This window comes from Rouxiella badensis (assembly GCF_002093665.1).
GTDB lineage: Bacteria > Pseudomonadota > Gammaproteobacteria > Enterobacterales > Enterobacteriaceae > Rouxiella > Rouxiella badensis.
The window spans coordinates 57,199-76,108 of sequence record NZ_MRWE01000011.1 but is presented as its reverse complement, the minus strand read 5'-3'; the positions used below and the strand labels follow the sequence as shown (position 1 = coordinate 76,108).

General features: G+C 56.6%; 16 protein-coding genes. 5 read left to right on the top strand and 11 right to left on the bottom strand.

The features are described from left to right. Window positions 1-22: 22 nt before the first annotated feature. From glnT to BS640_RS08515, 9 genes are all read right to left on the bottom strand, one after another. Window positions 23-1,393, bottom strand: a complete 1,371-nt coding sequence (gene glnT, locus BS640_RS08555; RefSeq protein WP_017490353.1) for a type III glutamate--ammonia ligase — start codon at window positions 1,391-1,393, stop codon at window positions 23-25. Between the two features lie 38 nt (window positions 1,394-1,431). Beyond that, window positions 1,432-2,418 carry an aldo/keto reductase gene (locus tag BS640_RS08550; protein WP_084912378.1) on the bottom strand — a complete coding sequence of 329 codons (987 nt, stop codon included), beginning with the start codon at window positions 2,416-2,418 and terminating at the stop codon, window positions 1,432-1,434. Window positions 2,419-2,466: 48 nt separating this feature from the next. Beyond that, window positions 2,467-3,633: an aromatic ring-hydroxylating oxygenase subunit alpha gene (locus BS640_RS08545; RefSeq protein ID WP_084912377.1), complete on the bottom strand. Its 1,167-nt coding sequence runs from the start codon at window positions 3,631-3,633 to the stop codon at window positions 2,467-2,469. A gap of 79 nt (window positions 3,634-3,712) precedes the next feature. After that, window positions 3,713-4,762: an LLM class flavin-dependent oxidoreductase gene (locus BS640_RS08540; RefSeq protein ID WP_084912376.1), complete on the bottom strand. Its 1,050-nt coding sequence runs from the start codon at window positions 4,760-4,762 to the stop codon at window positions 3,713-3,715. 26 nt (window positions 4,763-4,788) lie between these two features. Next, window positions 4,789-5,709, bottom strand: coding sequence for an amino acid ABC transporter permease (locus BS640_RS08535; protein ID WP_225741464.1), 921 nt, complete (start codon window positions 5,707-5,709; stop codon window positions 4,789-4,791). Between the two features lie 53 nt (window positions 5,710-5,762). Next, window positions 5,763-6,536, bottom strand: a complete 774-nt coding sequence (locus BS640_RS08530; protein ID WP_084912374.1) for an amino acid ABC transporter ATP-binding protein — start codon at window positions 6,534-6,536, stop codon at window positions 5,763-5,765. Window positions 6,537-6,551: 15 nt separating this feature from the next. Then, entirely contained in the window at window positions 6,552-7,316 is a 765-nt protein-coding gene (locus BS640_RS08525) for an SDR family NAD(P)-dependent oxidoreductase (RefSeq protein WP_084912373.1), read from the bottom strand. Next, the gene (locus BS640_RS08520; RefSeq protein ID WP_084912372.1) at window positions 7,313-8,986 is read right to left on the bottom strand and encodes an FAD-dependent oxidoreductase; all 1,674 of its coding nucleotides are present in this window, start codon (window positions 8,984-8,986) and stop codon (window positions 7,313-7,315) included. Before BS640_RS08520 ends, BS640_RS08525 begins: the two co-directional genes overlap by 4 nt. Window positions 8,987-9,001: 15 nt before the next feature. Beyond that, a complete protein-coding gene (locus tag BS640_RS08515; protein WP_017490346.1) occupies window positions 9,002-9,904 on the bottom strand; it encodes an ABC transporter substrate-binding protein in 903 nt (300 codons plus the stop codon). A 338-nt stretch (window positions 9,905-10,242) separates the two neighbouring features. On the opposite strand from BS640_RS08515, the gene BS640_RS08510 reads away from it, so the two are divergent. The 5 genes from BS640_RS08510 to BS640_RS08490 all read left to right on the top strand — a co-directional run bounded on the left by BS640_RS08510 (window position 10,243) and on the right by BS640_RS08490 (window position 15,735). Beyond that, on the top strand, window positions 10,243-11,844 hold the full coding sequence (locus BS640_RS08510; protein ID WP_017490345.1) for a gamma-glutamyltransferase family protein: 1,602 nt from the start codon (window positions 10,243-10,245) through the stop codon (window positions 11,842-11,844). 129 nt (window positions 11,845-11,973) lie between these two features. Then, a complete protein-coding gene (locus tag BS640_RS08505; protein ID WP_084912371.1) occupies window positions 11,974-12,879 on the top strand; it encodes a dihydrodipicolinate synthase family protein in 906 nt (301 codons plus the stop codon). 136 nt (window positions 12,880-13,015) lie between these two features. Continuing rightward, complete coding sequence (fhuF, locus tag BS640_RS08500; protein ID WP_193791214.1) at window positions 13,016-13,771, top strand: siderophore-iron reductase FhuF; 756 nt, start codon at window positions 13,016-13,018, stop codon at window positions 13,769-13,771. Between the two features lie 127 nt (window positions 13,772-13,898). Continuing rightward, on the top strand, window positions 13,899-14,273 hold the full coding sequence (locus BS640_RS08495) for a hypothetical protein (RefSeq protein WP_017490342.1): 375 nt from the start codon (window positions 13,899-13,901) through the stop codon (window positions 14,271-14,273). Window positions 14,274-14,457: 184 nt separating this feature from the next. Next, window positions 14,458-15,735, top strand: coding sequence for an MFS transporter (locus BS640_RS08490; protein ID WP_084912370.1), 1,278 nt, complete (start codon window positions 14,458-14,460; stop codon window positions 15,733-15,735). Between the two features lie 485 nt (window positions 15,736-16,220). Here BS640_RS08490 and BS640_RS08485 read toward each other — a convergent pair whose 3' ends face one another. Both BS640_RS08485 and BS640_RS08480 read right to left on the bottom strand, forming a co-directional pair. Further along, window positions 16,221-17,309: an iron-containing alcohol dehydrogenase family protein gene (locus tag BS640_RS08485; protein ID WP_026110320.1), complete on the bottom strand. Its 1,089-nt coding sequence runs from the start codon at window positions 17,307-17,309 to the stop codon at window positions 16,221-16,223. A gap of 72 nt (window positions 17,310-17,381) precedes the next feature. Then, entirely contained in the window at window positions 17,382-18,776 is a 1,395-nt protein-coding gene (locus BS640_RS08480) for a NarK family nitrate/nitrite MFS transporter (RefSeq protein WP_017490339.1), read from the bottom strand. Between the last annotated feature and the right edge of the window lie 134 nt (window positions 18,777-18,910).

Genomic DNA, 18,910 nt, shown 5'->3' with positions numbered 1-18,910 from the left:
GCAAGGAAGGAGGCGTAATCCTTTAAAATATCGAACTGTATTTCTCAATCTCCCACTGACTGATGCTCAGGTGATACTGGTTCCACTCCTGCGTCTTATACTTCACAAATTCGTCCTTCAACGCCTTGCCGAGCGTCACCTCAACGAACGGATCGCTGTCGAAAGCCTCGACCGCCTCCAGCAGATTTTGCGGCAAGAAGTCGATACCCCGTGCATTGCGTTCCGCCTCGGTCATGGCATACAGGTTGTCTTCATTTGGTCTGCGCGGATCAATTTTCTCACGAATACCCTCAAGCCCGGCGGCCAGCGCCAGCGTGGCCGCCAGATACGGATTCACCGCGCCGTCGGCGTTGCGTGATTCACAGCGACCACCGCCCGCAGGCACACGAACCGAGTTGGTGCGATTATTCGAGCCGTAGGAGTTGAACACCGGTGCCCAGGAGAAATAGCTCATCGCCCCCTGACGCACCAGACGTTTATAGCTGTTGACCGTCGGAGCGAAGGCGGCGCACAGCGCGCGGCCGTGGCGCAACAACCCGCCGATAAAGTAATAGCCAAGCTCTGTCAGCCCCAGACCATAAGGGTCTTCGTCGCTGGCGTCATGGGTTTTAAACAGGTTACTGCCGGTTTTCAGGTCATAGAGCGACATATTGAAATGCGCGCCGGTTCCGGTTTTATCAGAGAACGGCTTCGGCATCATGGTCGCCACCAGCCCCAGCTCTTTGGCGTAATGCTTCGCCATAAAGCGGAAGAACACCATGCGGTCACAAGTGGTCAGCGCATCGGCATAGTTGAAGTCGAATTCGTACTGAGAATTGCCGTCTTCATGGTCCAGCGAATAGAGATCCCACCCCAGAGAGTTAATGCAGGTGGAAACCTTGTCCAGCCAGGCAAACTGGTCAACAAATCCCTGAATGTCGTAACAGGGTTTATTTAGCTTGTTGTCCTTTTCCGGCACGGAAAGCGAGCCGTCCTGCTCGCGCTTAAGCAGATAAATCTCGCACTCGATGCCGAGATTAAAACCGAACCCCATCTCGTTGGCCTGCCTGATAACATTTTGCAGCGCAACGCGGGTGTTCAGGGCATAGGGTTCGCCCTGAAAGGCGTTATCCGCCGGCATCCAGGCAATTTTAGGCTCCCACGGCAGTTGAATGATGTGGTCAAGATCCGGCACCGAGGTCAGTTCGTCCTCGTGCGGCGACTGCCCCAGTCCGTCCAGTGCATAGCCGGTGTACCGTTCGGAGCCGCTCGCCATCTGCTTAAAGTGATTGATAGGCACCACTTTTCCCTTCGGAATGCCGTGAATATCGACATAGGCCCCGATACAGTACTCAACGCCTTTCTCCCTCAGCGACTGCTCGACTTCTGCGATTTGTTCTGCCGTCTTCTTCATTAAGGTTTCCGCCTGTTAAACAATCTCAATAGTGACCGCTAATCGTGCTCAGCGACGTTGTGTGGAATATAGGGTGCCTCCAGCGCGTGAATCTCCTCGCGGCTCAGTACCAGCTCGCTGGCGGCAACGGCATCTTCCAGATGCGAAAATTGGGTGGCACCGATGACCGGCGCGATCACCGATTTATGGCGGTACTGCCACGCAAGCGCCACCTGTGCCATTGGCACGCCGCGTGCGTCAGCGACCCTGGCAACCGCATCGATGACGCGCCTGTCGGCCTCAACCGTCGCGGAATACAAAGTTTCTGCATAGCTGTCGCGACCGGCGCGTGGGCTGTCGGTCGGTTGCTGCCATGGCCGAGCCAGCAAACCACGCGCCAGCGGACTCCACGGCGTAACGCCGACGCCCTCGCTTTCACACAGGCCCATCATCTCGCGCTCTTCCTCGCGATAAAGCAGATTGAGGTGGTTCTGCATGCTGATAAACCGCGTCCAGCCGTTGTACTTTGCTACCTGCAACGCCTTGGAGAACTGCCAGGCAAACATCGAAGACGCGCCCAGATAACGCACCTTGCCGGCCTTGACCAGGTCATGCAGCGCCTCGAGCGTCTCTTCGAGCGGCGTGTCGTAGTCCCAACGATGAATCTGGTAGAGGTCGATGTAGTCGGTGCCTAGGCGGCGCAGGCTCGCGTCGCACTCGGTCATAATCGTCTTGCGCGAGAGCCCCTTGCTGTTCGGACCGCTGCGAATCGGGTTGTATAGCTTGGTGGCGATAACCACGTTATCGCGGTCGGCGAAATCACGGATTGCCCGCCCAAGAATCTCCTCGCTGGCACCCTTGGAATAAGAGTTGGCGGTGTCAAAAAAGTTAATCCCCAGCTCCAGCGCCTTGCGGATAAACGGTCGGCTCTCGGGTTCACTGAGCGTCCAGGTGTAGCCGCTGGCCTCTTTCGGTGCATAGGTCAAACATCCCAGACAGACGGCCGACACTTCCAGGCCCGAGCGGCCTAATTTCAACGTTCTCATACTGCGTCCCTTAGTTGATTCGAATCATCGGTTATTGAAGTTGATGGATCATAAAAGTTTGCGTTTCATATAGTTGGCGAGATGCCAAACGGTTCTTTCCAAATGTCCCAGCCTGCCGGGCCTGGCCAACTGTGACCGGCTACCGCGCCGTTGCAGGCTGTTGATTTGCAAATCTTCGGCGATAATCGCCTTGCTGCCGGTTTTCATCGTTTCCGCCGTGGCAGCAAAACCTTCCTGAGCCATAGAGGCCTTCGAGACCAGCACCAACCGATGCCAGATCGTTAGGTCTTTATTGACAGGCAACAGCGTGCTGATGCTGATACGGTCAGGGTTAATGCCAATCAGGCAGAACGGATAAATCAGCATCAGATCGATGCGCCGGAGATCCTCTTCGCTCATGCCGTCGAACGGCAGCAGACCGGCGGTTAAGACTTCACTAATCTCGCCGTTTTTACGCAGCGGCTGATGGCAGAAGGTCCAGCCTGGGCCGTCCTCACCGATATAGCTCAGTCGGCCGGGGAAACTGTCTTCAAGCGTGGTGCGGTGCACTGCCGAATGGTGATAACACTCCATGAAAGTCTCGACCGCCATCTTCCAGTTAAACGGGCAGTCGTAGTCCAGCTCATAGGCAGTTTGCAGCTCGGCAAAATGATATTTTTCAAACAGCGACAGGACGGGCTTAAGGCGGGCTAGCAGCGAATCGATGTCGGAGGAGAAGGTGATAAAAATCATCCCGGCGACGATTTCGCTGCGAATTTGCGGCAGCTCGCAGGATTTACGGTCAAAGTCGGCGGCCTGATTCATCAGCGGCGCACCCATCAGCTGTCCTTTGGTGTTATAGCTCCAGTTGTGGAACGGGCAAACGAACGCTTTTGCATTGCCGCTGCCTTCAATAATCGGCACCCAGCGATGCAGGCAAACGCGCGACATCACCCGAATGCCGTCGTCGCTGCGCGTGCACAACACCGGCTCGTCGATAATATCAAGGCTGAAATAATCTCCTACGTTGGCAACCTGCGAGACGTGGCCAATGAACAACCAGTCCTCACGAAAGATTTTCTGGTTTTCCAGCTGAAAGAACGCGTCGCTGTTGTAGGCCTGCGGCGGCAAGGTGCCTGCCAGCCCGGCGTCGGTGCTTTGCGCAGCGGTAATTTGCCTGGCGATGGCTTGGCCATCATCAAATACACAGTCAATTCTTTGAGACAGATCGAGCATGGTGTTGCCTCCATAAATTCAATTTATATAAGACATTGCATCGTGACGATGAATCTATTACCGATTCTTTACCTGACTCTCAGCTACGGACTCTGCCCAGCTCTCTTTCCAGCAGCGGGATGACCTCATTGCCAAAGCGCGTCAAGGAGCGCAGCGCGTGCTCTATGGGCATATCTCCAAACTGAAAAAAACAGTTGTAGTGCGTCGCACCGGTCTCCTTTGCCTCGAGAATGATTCTTTGCGCCACGCTTTGTGGGTCGCCAATCATCAGGTTGTGGCAGATTTCATCGGCGTCCGGCTCGTTGGCGAAAGGCGGCGCGCTGATAAATGCACCCTCGGTGGCGGTTTTTTTCTCATGCAGCGCGGCAATCATGCGGGCGACGAACATCGCGCGCTCGGCGGCCTGATGTGCCTGAACCTGACTGTCGGTAACGTGGATATATTGCTGCACCGCAATCGGTCGATTTACGTCTATTCCAGCCTGTGCCCAGCCGTGGCGCGCATCGCTGACCATTTGGCGCAAACGCGGCGACCCGCGATAACCGGCGGTCACAAAAGGCGTCGGACTCCACGGCTCAAAAGCGCGCAGAATGTGCGGATTGGTCGAGGTCACAAACAGCGGCGGTAACGGCTGTTGCAGCGTATTGAGCAGAAAGTCAGTTTGCAGGGGTTCGCCGTTGTAGCCCGGCGACTGGGTCTTGCCCTCAGTCAACGCGCCGGAGATAATCGCCCAGCCGTCGAGCAACGCCTGATTGCGCTCCTCAACGTCGAGCCCATAGCGGTCGAACTCATAGGCCTGATAGCCACTGCCAATGCCCAGCACCAGACGCCCGTCGGTCAGCCTGTCCACCAGCGCGATTTCCTGCGCCAGGCGCATCGGGTGATACAGCGGCAGCACGATAACCGCCGTGCCGAGCTTGATGCGCCGCGTGTATCCGGCCATGTGCGCCACCATCATCAGCGGTGAAACGCTCAGCGAATAGTTGGTAAAATGGTGTTCGGCAAACCAGGCCGTCTCAAAGCCAATCTCCTCGGCCAGCGCCACCATTTTGCGCATATCTTTAATGACGCCCTGAATACCTCCAGGATTGTCTTTAAACGACATTAAATTAAATAATCCAAGTTTCATGATCCCCCCGGCGAAAACTGCATGAATTAACGACGTTTGCCTTTCTGGAAATAACGTTCAATCTTGCTCTGAATAGCGCTTAACCCGGTTGTCGCGACCAGATACCAAATGCAGGCGACGATCAGCAGCGGAATATTTTCATAGGTCCGGGAATAAATGGCCTGCGCCGAATAAAGCAGGTCCGAGAGTGAAATTACGCTGACCAGCGAGGTGCTTTTCAGCATGCCGATAACCTGATTACCGGTCGGCGGAATAATGAACGGCACCGCCTGTGGCAGAATAATGCGCTTCAGCCACTGTACTTTCTGCATCCCCAGGGCGCGAGCCGCCTCCTGCTGGCCTTCGTCTACCGAAGAGATACCGGCGCGGATAATCTCGGCCATATACGCCGCTTCATTTAATCCCAGCCCTAATATCGCCGCCGTCCAGGGCGTAATTAAGTCGTTCATGCTGCCGGAATAGAGCGTTGGCATAAAAGGCAGGCTGACACTGAAGGTTGGATATAACGCCGCCAGGTTGTACCAAAAGATTAACTGCACCAGCACCGGCGTACCGCGAAAGAACCAGATATAACCGCGGCTAAATCCGGCCAACAGCGGATTATGCGACAGCCGCATCACCGCCAGCGCAATGCTTAATACAATCGCCAGCGCCATAATCACCCCCGTTAGCCAAACGGTGACCCACAGCCCTTCGAGAATGGTCGGTGAGAAGAGATATTTGCCAACCGTTCCCCAGGCAAAATTGGGATTGGTTATCATCGAATGGGCCACCATTGCCACCAGCACAATAGCCACCAGCAGCGACACCCAGCGTCCGTAATAGCGCGGTGCGACCACGCTGAGCGGCGGCGGCACCGGCTGCGGCGCGCCCGAAGGCTGAGTGCGCGGCGGGACGTCTTTCTGCGCCAGACCGAGTCGCGGATGAGGCTGATTATCTGTCATCATTTCTCTCATTCTCTCAAACTGAAGGAAGGACTCCGGTTGCGTTGCTGGCAAACTCACAGCACGCGGTTTAAAAAGTCTCGTGTGCGGGCATGGGCCGGTGCGCTAAACAGGCTCTGCGGCGTGCCGGTTTCAATAATCGCGCCGTTGTCCATAAAGGCGACCTTCGTGCACACCTCGCGGGCGAAGGCCATTTCGTGCGTTACCACCACCATGGTCATGCCGTCTTGCGCCAGATTGCGCATCACGTCGAGCACCTCACCGACCAACTCCGGGTCAAGCGCGCTGGTCGGCTCGTCGAACAGCATGATCTCTGGCTTCATTGCCAGCGCGCGCGCAATCGCCACCCGCTGCTGCTGACCGCCCGAAAGCTCAGACGGATAGGCATCGTAGCGGTGGCTTAACCCAACGCGGTCGAGCAGCGCCTTTGCCTCTTCGATGGCCTGCCTGCGCGGGATTTTCTTGACCTGCATCGGTGCCTCAATCACGTTTTCCAGCGCCGTCATATGAGCGAACAAATTGAAGCGCTGAAACACCATGCCGATACGCGCGCGTTTACGCACAATCTCCGACTCCTTGAGAATGTGCAGCTTGTCGCCCACCTGCCGATAGCCGATCCACTCGCCAAACACTTGCAATGACCCCCCGTCGATTTTTTCAAGATGATTAATGCAGCGCAGGAAGGTCGATTTTCCAGAGCCTGACGGGCCGATGAGGCACACGACTTCGCCGCTCTCGATACGTAAATCCACGCCTTTAAGGATCTCGACGCCGTTAAACAGCTTCACCACCTGACGCGCTTCTACGACCGCAATGCTGTCTAATGCCATGATGTTCTCCTGATTTCAGGGGGCCAGATACCAGGTGCAGACGCCACCGCCGTCGACAATCAGCATCTGGCCGGTGGTATAACCGGCGTCTTCACTGGCGAGATAGCACACCGCCTTCGCTACCTCACGCGGCGTGCCGGCGCGGCGCAGCGGCAGCCGGGTTACCTCTTCCGCCAACGCAGGTTCCTGCTGCTGCCAGCCGTCGTCGGCCTCACGAATCGGGCCAGGGCTGACGCCGTTGACCCGAATACCGTACTGTGCCCACTCCATCGCCATCTGAGTCGTGAGATTAACCACTGCCGCCTTGCTCGGTCCAAAAGCGCCTGCGCCGGGATAACAACGATGCGCCGATGCCCCGGCGATGCTGATAATGCTGCCGCCGCGTGCAAGCATGACTTTTGCCACCTCGGTGCTAGTGATAAAACAGCCGGTGGCGTTGAACTGCAAAACCTGTTGCCACTGGCTGTCGTTTAACTCGAGCAGGCTGGCCGGTGCACTGGCTCCGGCGTTATTGACCAGAATATCTATCGCGCCCCAGTCGGCGACGACCTGCGCCACTGCCCGGTTTACACTCTGTCGTTCGGTCAACTCCGCCTGGTAAAGGCCGACCTGTCCGCCCGCCAGTCGGATTTCTTGCGCCGTTTTTTCGGCACTCAGACCGTCGCGGCGATAAACCAATGCAATTTTGGCACCCCTTGCCGCCAGCTCGAGACAGATGGCGCGGCCAATGCCTTTGGCTCCGCCGGTTACCAGCGCAATTTTGTCGTTGAGGTCACTCATGACGCTTCTTCCATACGGTGGTGAAACTCGCCCGCCGCCTGTTGTACCAGCGTACGCCCGCAAATATATCCCCAGGTCAGGTTCGGGCCGAGCGTCGTACCAGCCCCTACCGCCCTTGTTCCGATGGGATTAGCCATCGCGACGCCCGCGCAGAAAAGCCCCTGAATGATGCCGCCTTCGCGATGGCGCACGCGGCCAAATTCATCGGTGCGCGGTCCTCCCTTGGTGGCAAGAAAGGAACGATTGAACGGCATCGCCAGAAACGGCGGCCTGACGATTTTCATCAGGCCACCATGGAAACGGGCATCCGCCTCGCCGTGGGCAGTGGACCGCTCGCGGTGGAAATCGTCGTCTCTGCCCCGTTCGCAAAACTGGTTGAATCGGGCGACGGTAGCCTCCAGGCTCCCCTCAGGCAGATTGAGCGCCGAGGCCAACTGCGCCAGCGTGTCGGCTCTAACCATCCACTGAGGATGGCGCAGCGCTATCAGCTTCAGCATCGGTGAACGGCGCAGCAGCTCTGCGTCGGCCACCAGCCACGCAGGCAAATGCAGAGGATTGCCCTGAGCGTCACGCGCGTCCAGGCGCTCGCCAAGATTGAAGATAAATTCGTTGGTGAAGCGTTGACCCTGTGCATTGACCAGGATGGCATTCGGTTCGTAGTGAAAATAAACCGACAGCCCGCAAGGTTGCCCCTGATAACGCCACGGCAGCGCACCGCCGATGTTGGCCTGATCCATATGCGCCAGCTCGGCGCCTATCTCTTCCGCCATACGCTGCCCGTCGCCGGTGTTGGTGTCCGGGCTACAGACGTAATCCACAGGACCGGGAAAATGCGTTGCTCGGCGCTTCACGTCGCCTTCAAATCCCCCGCTGGCGATCACTACGCCCTGTGCCGCCCTGAGCTCAATCAGCCGTCCCCGATGACGATAGCGCACGCCTACCACCCGATGGCTGCCCTCGGTGAGCAGGCTGACTACCCTCGCCTGCGTTTGGATACCACAGCCAAGCGCCGCACACCCCGCCAGCAGGCCGGTAATCATTGCGCCACCTTTGGTGCGCAGCCGCCGCCCCCAGCGCCACAGCAGTCTGGGCGAGAGTCGACAGGCAACTTCTAGCGGATGGTGCCAAATGTCCTCTTTAATCACCTCGTGATAGGTATAAAGCTGCGGCAATGGCGAGGGCCGCAGCCTCCATCCGCGATGGTCCAATAGGCTGGCGGCCAACGGTAAAGGGGCGAGCATGCGGCCTCGGGGCTTGGCACCGGCGAAACCCGCCAGCGGATCCGCCTCGTCGGTCAGGGCAAAACGCAGCGGCGAATACTGCTCCACAAAGGCCAGCATCTCAGAGGCAGAGGTGGCAAATGCACGCCACAGGGCGTCTTCCGTTGCGGCCCAGCCTTCGGGCGCCGTCGCGCGAAGATACTGCAACGCCTCCTCCGGCGAGTCCACCAGACCTGCCGCACGCGCATGATGATTGGCAGGCACCCAGGTCGCACCGCCGGACATCGCTGTGGTGCCGCCCAGCAGAGGGCTCTTCTCGAGGATAATCACCGACAGTCCCCCTTGCGCTGCCCGCAGCGCCGCACTTAGCGCAGCACCGCCTGAGCCGATAATCACCACGTCACAGGTCTCGACGTTTGCGATAGCGGCGTTATGCCCTGACTGACGCATAGTTCAGTCCTCGCTTCAGATTGGGTTGGTTTTCATCAGGTTGATGCCCGGCTTGGCAAGACGTACGTCCGAGAGTTCCCACCTGGCCATTATCTTGTCGTAGGTGCCGTTTTCATGCAGCACGTTGAGCGCTTTAAGCAACGCCTGCGACAGCGCGTCGTTTTCATGCGCGACCACCATGCCGAGATAGTATTTAGGCATCAGAGGCATCTGCACTGTCCGAATTGGCCGCGGGGCTTTTTTCTTGATTTCCCCCGCTGCGGCGGCATCGTTAAGCACAAAGTCGACGCGTCCGGCGTAGAGCGCCAGCAGTACTGCGTCCGCCGACGGCAGCGTAACGGTCTTGACCGCCGGTTTGCCCTGCTTAACGCAGTTCGGGGTATAAATCTCGTTGATGGCGTGCTCAAAGTCGGTGCCCGTCTGCACCCCGGCGTTTAATCCGCACAGGGTCAGCGGGTCTGCCTTGACGCGGGTGTTGGTGGCAAGGGTATAGACCTCGTTGGTGGCGTAAGCATAGTTAACGAAGGTCACCTGCTTTTCGCGCTCCAGGCTGTCGGAGATGCATTCGACGGCGACGTCATAGCGGCCGCTTTTCACGCCTGGGATGAGACCGGCAAAATCTATCGATACCGGCTTGACCTTCACGCCGAGTACCTGCCCCATCGCGTCCCACAGGTCCGGTTCGAATCCGACCATAGTTTTATTATCTTCAGCGAAAGACTCGCAGGGGGGATAGTGCGCGTCGGTCACCAGATTGATGACTTTGCTCTGACGAATTTTTTCAGGAAGCTGGGCATGCAGCTCGGCGTTCATAGCCAGAGGCGCTTCTGCCGCAAAGGCGGGTGCTGTCGCCGAAACACTGGCAAGGGTAACGCAAAGATACGACAAGGCAGACACAGCGATAGATTTCATTTTCATGCTTGTAAACCCCCGGTAGAAAGTTTGCCATCTCTAAAAAACCCAATTCCATTCTGCAACCATCATGCCAAATTTAACTAACCGATTAATTAACAGCCTGTATGCGGCTCGACAGTTTTGTACATTAAATAACCACCGCGAGCGCCGTAGGAACAATCCCCAACACGGTGCAAGGTGACAGGCATTTGCTATTCATATGGGGCAAAAGGCCCGCAGGTAGGTGCTTAGCACATTTTGGTGTAATAAAAGCGCGGTCATTCAGGCAGCGAGTGTGATAGTTTTTTTGTCTGCGAGTTATTCTGATGCGTTTCAGGGGTTTACTTTTTACTGGAGTCATTATGTCTCAGTCTTACGATTTTAACGTTGCCTATCCGACCCGGCGCCCGAGCATGATCGGCGCCAATGCGGTTTCCGCCTCACAGCCGCTGGCGGCACAGGCCGGGATGCGTATGTTGATGCTGGGCGGTAACGCCGTCGATGCGGCGGTCGCAACTGCAATGGCGCTGACCGTGGTAGAGCCGAGCGGCTGCGGTGTGGGCAGCGACGCGTTTGCCATTGTGTGGGACGGCAAGGAAACGCACGCACTCAACGCCTCGGGCCGTTCGCCTGCCGCCTGGACGGCAGAATATTTTGCCGGTAAAGACGCGGTGCCGACCTACGGCTGGGACTCGGTCAGCGTGCCGGGCGCGGTATCGGCATGGGTTGAGCTGGCAAAAAAGTTTGGCAGCCTGCCGCTGACCACTCTGGCACAGCCTGCTATCGATTATGCACGCCAGGGTTTTCCCGTTTCGCCGCTGATTAGTCGACTGTGGAAGGCGGCGGTGAATAAGCTGCACGATCAGCCCGGCTTCAGTGAATGCTTTGCGCCGAACGGCGTCGCACCTGAAGTCGGCGAAATTTTCCGTAACCCGGCGCTGGCCGACACGCTGGAGCTTATCGCCAAAAGTGAAGGTGAAGCGTTCTATCGCGGCGAGCTGGCCGAGAAGATGATCGCTCACAGCCAGTCTTGCGGCGGTGCGATGACCCTTGGGGATCTGGCAAACCACAAGGTTGACTGGGTCGAGACCCTGAAACAGCCGTTTGCCGGTGGCACGGTGCATGAGCTGCCGCCAAACGGACAGGGTATCGCCACCCTGATTGCGCTCGGTATTCTCGAAAAGCTGGACTTTGGCTCGCAGCCGGTGGATTCAGTGCAGACGCTGCACCTGTCGATCGAGGCTATGAAGCTGGCACTCGCCGATCTCGACCAGCACATCGCCGACGTCGACCATATGCATTTCAGTCCCGAGCATCTGCTCAGCGACGACTATTTACAGCAGCGCGCCAGCCTGATTGACCCAAAACGCGCCAGTGACGTGACCTATGGCTCACCGAAGCCGGGTGGCACGGTGTATCTGACCACCGCCGACGCAAGCGGCATGATGGTATCGTTCATTCAGTCAAACTATATGGGCTTTGGCTCGGGCGTCGTGGTGCCAGGCACCGGGATCAGCATGCAGAATCGCGGCTGCGGTTTCGTGCTCGACCCCGCGCACGCCAACTGTGTGGCACCGAACAAGCGCCCTTTGAATACCATTATTCCGGCGTTTGCCACCGACGGCGACGGCAAACCGCTGATGTCGTTTGGCCTGATGGGCGGCCCAATGCAGGCTCAGGGGCATCTTCAGCTGGCGATTCGGGTGATGCTTTACGGCCAGAATCCTCAGGCGGCGATCGATGCACCGCGCTGGCGGGTGATTGAAGGGCGGCAGGTCGCTATCGAGTCCACGCTCGACACCAATACGCTCGCGGCGCTGCGTGCCATGGGGCATGAACTGCTGGTCGAGGATCCGTTACAGGGTCACAACTTCGGCGGCGCGCAGGTGATAGTCCGCCATCCACAGGGTCACTACCTCGCCGGAAGCGAATCACGCAAAGACGGTCAGGCGCTGGTGATGTAGCGACAAGATGTGACTCTGCTTCAACTTCTCCAATGAATGCGCTGTAATTTTCCCCCTGCGCTATATAAAAATGAAACATCGTTCTATAAAGGAGGGTGTTTCTTTTTTTATGCGCATGGAGAAAGCAAAATGACAACGTCCCTGTTTCACGGCGTGATCCCGCCGGTCCCGACTATCCTTGACGCGAACGAACAGCTCGATAAAGAAGGCATGAAACGTCTCATCGATTTCACTATTGCCGGTGGCGTAAATGGGCTGTTTTTCCTCGGCAGCGCCGGGGAGTTTGCCCATATGTCCGACGACCTGCGCCACGAGGTTGCACGCTTTTGCACCGCCTACGTCAATAAGCGCGTGCAGGTGCTGATTGGCGCCGCGCATCCGGGTACCGAGGCGACGCTGAGCTTCGCCCGTCATGCCAAAAGCGTCGGCGCTGACGGCGTTGTTGTGGTCAATCCCTACTACAATCCGCTGGCGGAAGAAAACATCACCCTGCACTACAGCTACCTGGCCGAAAACCTCGATCTGCCGATCGTTATTTATAACTTTCCGGCACTCACGGGCCAGTCGATCCCGGTCGACGTTGTCCGCAAACTGGCGCTGAATTACCCGAATATTGTGGGATTGAAAGATACGGTAGACAGCCTTAACCACATCCGTGAAACCCTTCAGGCCGTGTTACCGGTGCGCCCAGACTTTGCCGTGTTTGCCGGATATGACGAATACTTGTTTGGGACGCTGATTTTAGGCGGCGCGGGCTCAATCCCTGCCAGCGCCAACTTTGCCCCGCAGCTCACCTGCGGTATTTATCAGGCGTGGCGCGATAAAGATTTCCACAAGGCGGTCGAACTTCAGCAGCAACTTTCCTGGTTACCGCCACTCTATGCGCTGGATACGCCGTTCTACAACGTGATTAAGTATGCAATTCAGCTGGTTGGCGTGGATATTCCGGTTAACTCACTGCGCCCGGCTCAGCCGCTAAGCGATGAGAAGAAGGCGCAGGTCAAAGCCATTCTTGAGCACGCTAAGCTGCTCTAAAAAGGCAAATTTATGGCGCTTATTTGCGAGCCCTGTAACAGCCAATACAAACAGAAATAGAAATAATTATTATTTCTGTTGAGATTTAGATACTCTGCGTTATCTCTAAAGTATTGGCTGATTCATTTTTTTGATTATGCAGACACTCTTCGATAGCTTTCGCGATGGCCCAATACCCTGGGTTGCCGATCAATTCAAGTTTATGACCCCTGAGGTGGCGGACGCCCTGCCTCTGAGCCTGCTGACCAGCGAACAAGGCTGCACCAGACTGCTCGAACGCTATCTGGCCGTTCACGCCGAGGATGCGGGGCAAATCGACAAACGCCGTGCGCGCATCTCAATGTGGTCTCAGTGGTATTTCGCCAACCTACTGCCAAGCTGGGTCATTATTTCCCTGAGCCACAACTGGCAACTGCCCATCCATCCCGAAAAGCTGTTTATGAGTTTGCAGGAGGAGGGGTTGCCGAGTCAGATTTACCTGCAGGGAGAAGGTGAAGCCTTTACCCCGCGCGCCGAATCGCCGTTCCACCGCTTCGAAGAGATGATCGAACAACATTTGCGTCCGGTGTGTCAGGCTCTTGCCGACACCTCCAGTCTCAAGCCTGGGATTTACTGGGGCAACGCGGCGGTTCGCGTCAATTGGGGCATTCAGCAAGCCGAATTAATTGCGGCCGACACTCGCGACGGCAATGCCTTAATGGATGCCCGCGAGCTGGCGGCAGGAAGGAAAAATCCACTGTTTCAACCGCTGCGCCCTGAAAATCCCAGGGATCCGCAAAGCCCGCTGTATCGCCGCCAGTGCTGCCTGCGCTATGAGCTGAGAGACGTCGCCATGTGCCCTTCCTGCCCGCTGTTGCTGGCCGAAAAACGCCGCCGTATCCCTACCGAATAAACGCTTAGCGGGCAATTTATCGCCCGTTTGCTTCCGTTTTGGATTAACTTAGTTGAAAAAATGATTGGATCTTAAGACCAGAAAAATATAGTAATTAGGTTATATACAGACCAACGAGGTATTGATCATGTCAACACATAAACCTGACGATCGTTCCGCCTGGTATTCAACCGCCGCGTTGAAAACCAGTTTGAGCGACCTGAACTCGCTGGCCTCAGGCGTGCTGAGCACACTGTCGCAACCGGTTAACCTGGTATGGAACCACATCACCGGCAAGCAACAGCCGCTCCGCGCCAAGGTGGTTCATCGCTATGCCGTACCCTCGTCGCGCACCATCAGCGTGGCGGAAGGCTTCTTTGGATTTATTCCCATCGAGTCTTATGAAAACGAAAAATACATTCTGGAAGTGGCCTACGGTGACCAGCAGTATCAGGTTGAAGTCCCACGCGCCTATTACCAGAAAAGCAACATCGGCGATGGCATCGATATCCATACGCTCTGACCGCTACACGCAAACTTTGCCCGCCAGGGATTGGCGGCAAAAAACCTCTCCGCTTCACGCCTTTGTTTTTCTCAAAACCTTGTGCTGCCTCCCTTAATACAATGAAATTCATTGACATTGTTTCGCCATCCCCTTAGAAAATCTGGGACGCTTATAATCAGACAATCACTTTTCAAGGGCGATGATGGCATACGATATTCCCGCAACATCCCTCACTGCCGGGCAGTCTCGCCGCGCATTGGTGGCAGGTTCGGTCGGTAATTTTATCGAATGGTACGAGTTTGGCGTTTACGGTTATCTGGCGACGGTGATTGCCGGTAACTTCTTCACCCTGGAGGGACAAAGCGGACTGACTGGGCTGATGTTGACCTACGCCTCCTTTGCGCTGGCGTTCTTCTGTCGCCCGATTGGCGCGATTGTTTTCGGCCGCATCGGTGACAGGATTGGCCGCAAACCGACGTTAATCGCCGTGGTGGTCGTGATGACGATTGCGACGGCCGCTATCGGTCTGTTACCGACCTATGCCTCGATTGGCGTGGCCGCGCCGCTGTTGTTGACCCTGATGCGTATGCTGCAAGGATTATTTGCCGGCGGCGAATTTGGCGGCGCGGTGTCGCTGATGACCGAATTTGCGCCGAAGGGCAAGCGCGGGCTTTATGGCGCATGGCAATCGTTCACCGTGTCTCTGGGCCTGTTGACCGGCGTGGGTCTTGTTGCTCTGCTCGCCCATTTACTGGCCCCCGAACAGTTAACTCAGTGGGGATGGCGCATTCCCTTCCTGCTGGCGCTGCCTATGGGGCTGGTTGCCCTATGGCTGCGGTTGAGCCTCGATGAAACGCCGGCATTTAAAGAGACGCAGGCCGAAGGTGCCGTACTGCTCAACGCCTCGTTTGGCGAAACGATAAAGGCTATCGCGCTGGGCATTGGCCGCATGATGGGCTGGTCGGCCGGTGGATATACCTTTTTGGTGGTGATGCCGTCGTATCTGCAAACCTCGCTGCATGCGACCTTTTTACAGGCGCTGGTGGCCACGGTGCTGGCTAACGTCGGCTTCGCGCTAGCCATTCTGCCAGCAGGTATGCTGAGTGATAAAATTGGCCGAGAAAGAGTGATGATTGCGGCGATGGGGGTCATTATTCTGCTGACCTTCCCGCTGCTGCATCTGCTGCAAGACGCGCAAAGCAGTCTGCTGCTTAAGGGTATTGCGGTGCTGATAGCCGGTGCCGCCATCGGGGTTGTCGCGGGCCCCGGCCCGGCGATGCTGGCAGAGATGTTCCCCACGCACACACGTTACACCGGCCTTGGGCTGTCATATTCGCTATCAAATGCGGTGTTTTCGGGCTGTGCTGGGCTGATTATCACCGGCCTCATCAAGGAGACTGGCAATCTCGATATTCCGGCTTATTACGTGGTTGCTACCTGTGTGGTGAGCTTATTGGCGTTAGGGGGGCGGAGGGCATAGCGGTCCTGATTCGCTTTTAGAGCTTTTGGGTCAAGGGCTTTTAGGTCAAGGGCACGTGCTTTGCACGCTGGGCGCAGTCACGAATCCGCAACCCGCTTCTAAACAAAAATCGGCAGCCTTGAGGTCAAGTCCATGCTCGGTCTAACGGCGGGATTTTTTTGTTTTTCTTTGTTGCCTCAACTGCTGTAAATATGATGTCTTTTCTGCGTCAGATTCACATTGGCGGGGAACGTGCGGCATCTCTAATGCCCACCGTCAGAAATCGCCCTTATTCTGGCAGGCAACGCCCAAAGGCTGAACACGGTTTTACCTAAGAGTTTATTGGCGGGTTCAGGACGGCGCGGAAAGGTAAATACCCCTTGAAGCTTTCAAACCGGAAAAACTCCTCGGAGTTAATTGACGTTGACCTTAAAAAGCAGGTCTAGGGCAGCAGCCCAGTAAGCGGTCGTTAGCAAGAGCCGGCGCGCAGCCAAAAACCTCATTTTTTAAGTTTTCACCAAACTTAACGTTTGAACTCGCGCTATCGCCTCGCGCATCTGCCGGTGCGTTATCTCAGTCGGCATGTTCGCCATGTCGGGCGCTCGCAGGCTTTGATCGATAATCAGACTGAGGTCGGCATCAGACAGGTCGGGAGATATTTCATTTAAATGTACTGGAATAGCACTGGCGCGGGCGAGCTCGAGGGCGACCAGAAGCTCTTCGTCGCTGCGATTCTCCAGCGCCAGCAGGCACAGATTACCAAAGCCGACCAACAGGCCGTGAGCGATGTGGCGGGTTTTCTCGCAGGCGGTAAAACCGTCGTAAAGGGCGTGGGCTGCGCCGGTATGCGCTCCATTGCTCATAATTGAGGTCAACCCTGCATAGAGGAAAATCGCGTCAAGCACCTGTTCGAGCGCCAGGTTGGCCTGCCCTTTTCTTACCGCTTCGCAGGCGTCAGCAGCATAGTGCTTGATGAGCGTAAAACAGAGTTCGCTGTTGGTGCGCGCCACACCAGACAATCCGGTCAATTGACCGAGGTCACTAATGGCACGGTATTCATACCATTTAGCCAGCGTGTCGCCGAGTCCGGCGGAAAGCCAGTGCAGCGGTGATGTGGCCAGCAGGTCGGCGTCAATCACCACCGCGGCAGGCCCGTACGCCAGCGGATACATATCACGAAACTGCCCATTGCTGTGATAACGAAACGCCAGCGGCGTAACGGCCGAGCAGGTTCCTGCGACGCTCGGCAGCGTGACAACGGGAATATTACACAGCACGCCCGCCGCCTTGGCGGTGTCGAGCGCCCTTCCTCCTCCGGTCGCCACAACCACCTCGACGCCCTGCAATTTTAGCCGGTCGGCGAGACGCTTAATCTCTTCCTCACAGCACTGTCCAGTGAGCATGTCATGCCCGAGATAGCTGACCATTTGCTGGTCAAGCTGTTCGGCCACCTGCTCCTCGACGCTGGCAATGCCGCGCTCCCCTCCCACCAGCAGCGCGCGCTGCCCGAGTCGGCCACACATGGCACCAAGATGCTTTATTGCGCCTCGTCCACGCAGGACGCTGGCTGGAAACACTAATCGATGAGTGAACATAACGCTCCAACGGAGAGAACTAACCATTCAAAGAGTATGGAGGAAGAACGCTAAACTTGCCCGTTAACGCCGCTATTTTGCGCCTTTACGCCCATAAACGTAAAAAGTGATCGCCGCACAGAGCACATAGAACAGCAGGAAGACTTTCATCGCTCCCGCCGGTGAGCCGGTCATCGCCAACGACATGCCGAAGGCCTGCGGGATAAAGAAGCCACCGATAGCACCTATTGAGGAAATAAAGCCCAGTGCCGCCGCCGTATCAGTCACCGCTTCGCGCTGTGCTACCTCGGCGGTTTTACCCTGCGCTAAAGCCCTTTCTGCCGTCGTTTTACGGAATATAACTGCAATCATCTGGTAAGTTGAGCCACTGCCCAACCCGGCCGTCAGGAACAGCGCCATAAATAGCGCAAAGAAGGCAACGAAATGACCACCCTGACCGTTGACCGGCAGCGTCAGGAACAGCAGCGCGGCAAAAACGGCCATCAAGACATAGTTAACCAGCGTCACTCTTACACCGCCGAGACGGTCAGACAGCATACCGCCGCATGACCGCGCCAGCGCGCCGATAAACGGCCCAAAGAAGGCGTAATGCATGATCTCGACCTCGGGAAACTGGGTCTTGGTCAGCACGGCAAAGCCTGCCGAAAAGCCGATAAAAGAGCCGAAGGCCGCCAGATAAAGCACGCTCATCACCCACAGGTGTCCGCGTTTTAACACTGGTAACTGTTGGCGGATTGACGCCTTCGAAGAGGCGATATCGTTCATACCAAACCAGGCTGCAAGCGTGGCGATGGCCAGAAACGGAACCCAGATCCAGGCAGCGTTTTGTAACCATAGCGTACTGCCGTTGGCGAGCGACTTACCTTCACTACCGAACAGGCCAAAGAGGGACACCGAAACGGCAATCGGCGCGACCAGCTGCATCACGCTAACGCCAAGGTTACCCAGCCCACCATTGATGCCGAGCGCACCGCCCTGCCTGGCTTTTGGAAAGAAGAAGCTAATGTTCGACATGCTGGAGGCAAAGTTCGCGCCACCAAAACCGCAAAGCAATGCGATAATCAGAAAGGTTGAAAAGGAGGTCTCTGGATTTTGCACCGCGAAGCCCAGCCACAGGCAGGGCAACAGCAGAAATACCGTGCTGATGGCGGTCCAGCGACGTCCGCCGAACAGGGGAACCATAAAGGAATAAGGGACGCGCAGGATTGCCCCTGAAACGGACGGTATCGCAGTCAGCAAAAACAGCTGTTCGGTAGTAAATGAGAAGCCGACCTTGTTGAGATTCACCGCGACGGCGCTGAACAGCATCCATACGCAGAATCCGAGCAGTAGACAGGGCACTGAAATCCACAGGTTACGGCGAGCAACGCGTTGCCCTTGCTGATTCCAGAACGCCTCCTCCTCCGGCCTCCAATCTTTAATTACTTTGGGCGTTTTTGCCGCGTGGTGTGATGTCGTGTCAGTCATTTGTGCCTCAACCTAAAAAAGTCGTACGATTGGCGTGCACATTAGGGAGTAGGACCTGCGCGGTTCTTGATATGTATCAACGGGACCACAGGTAATGGCCCAAGTAATACTTTATAGGTATAGGGTTCGCTCTA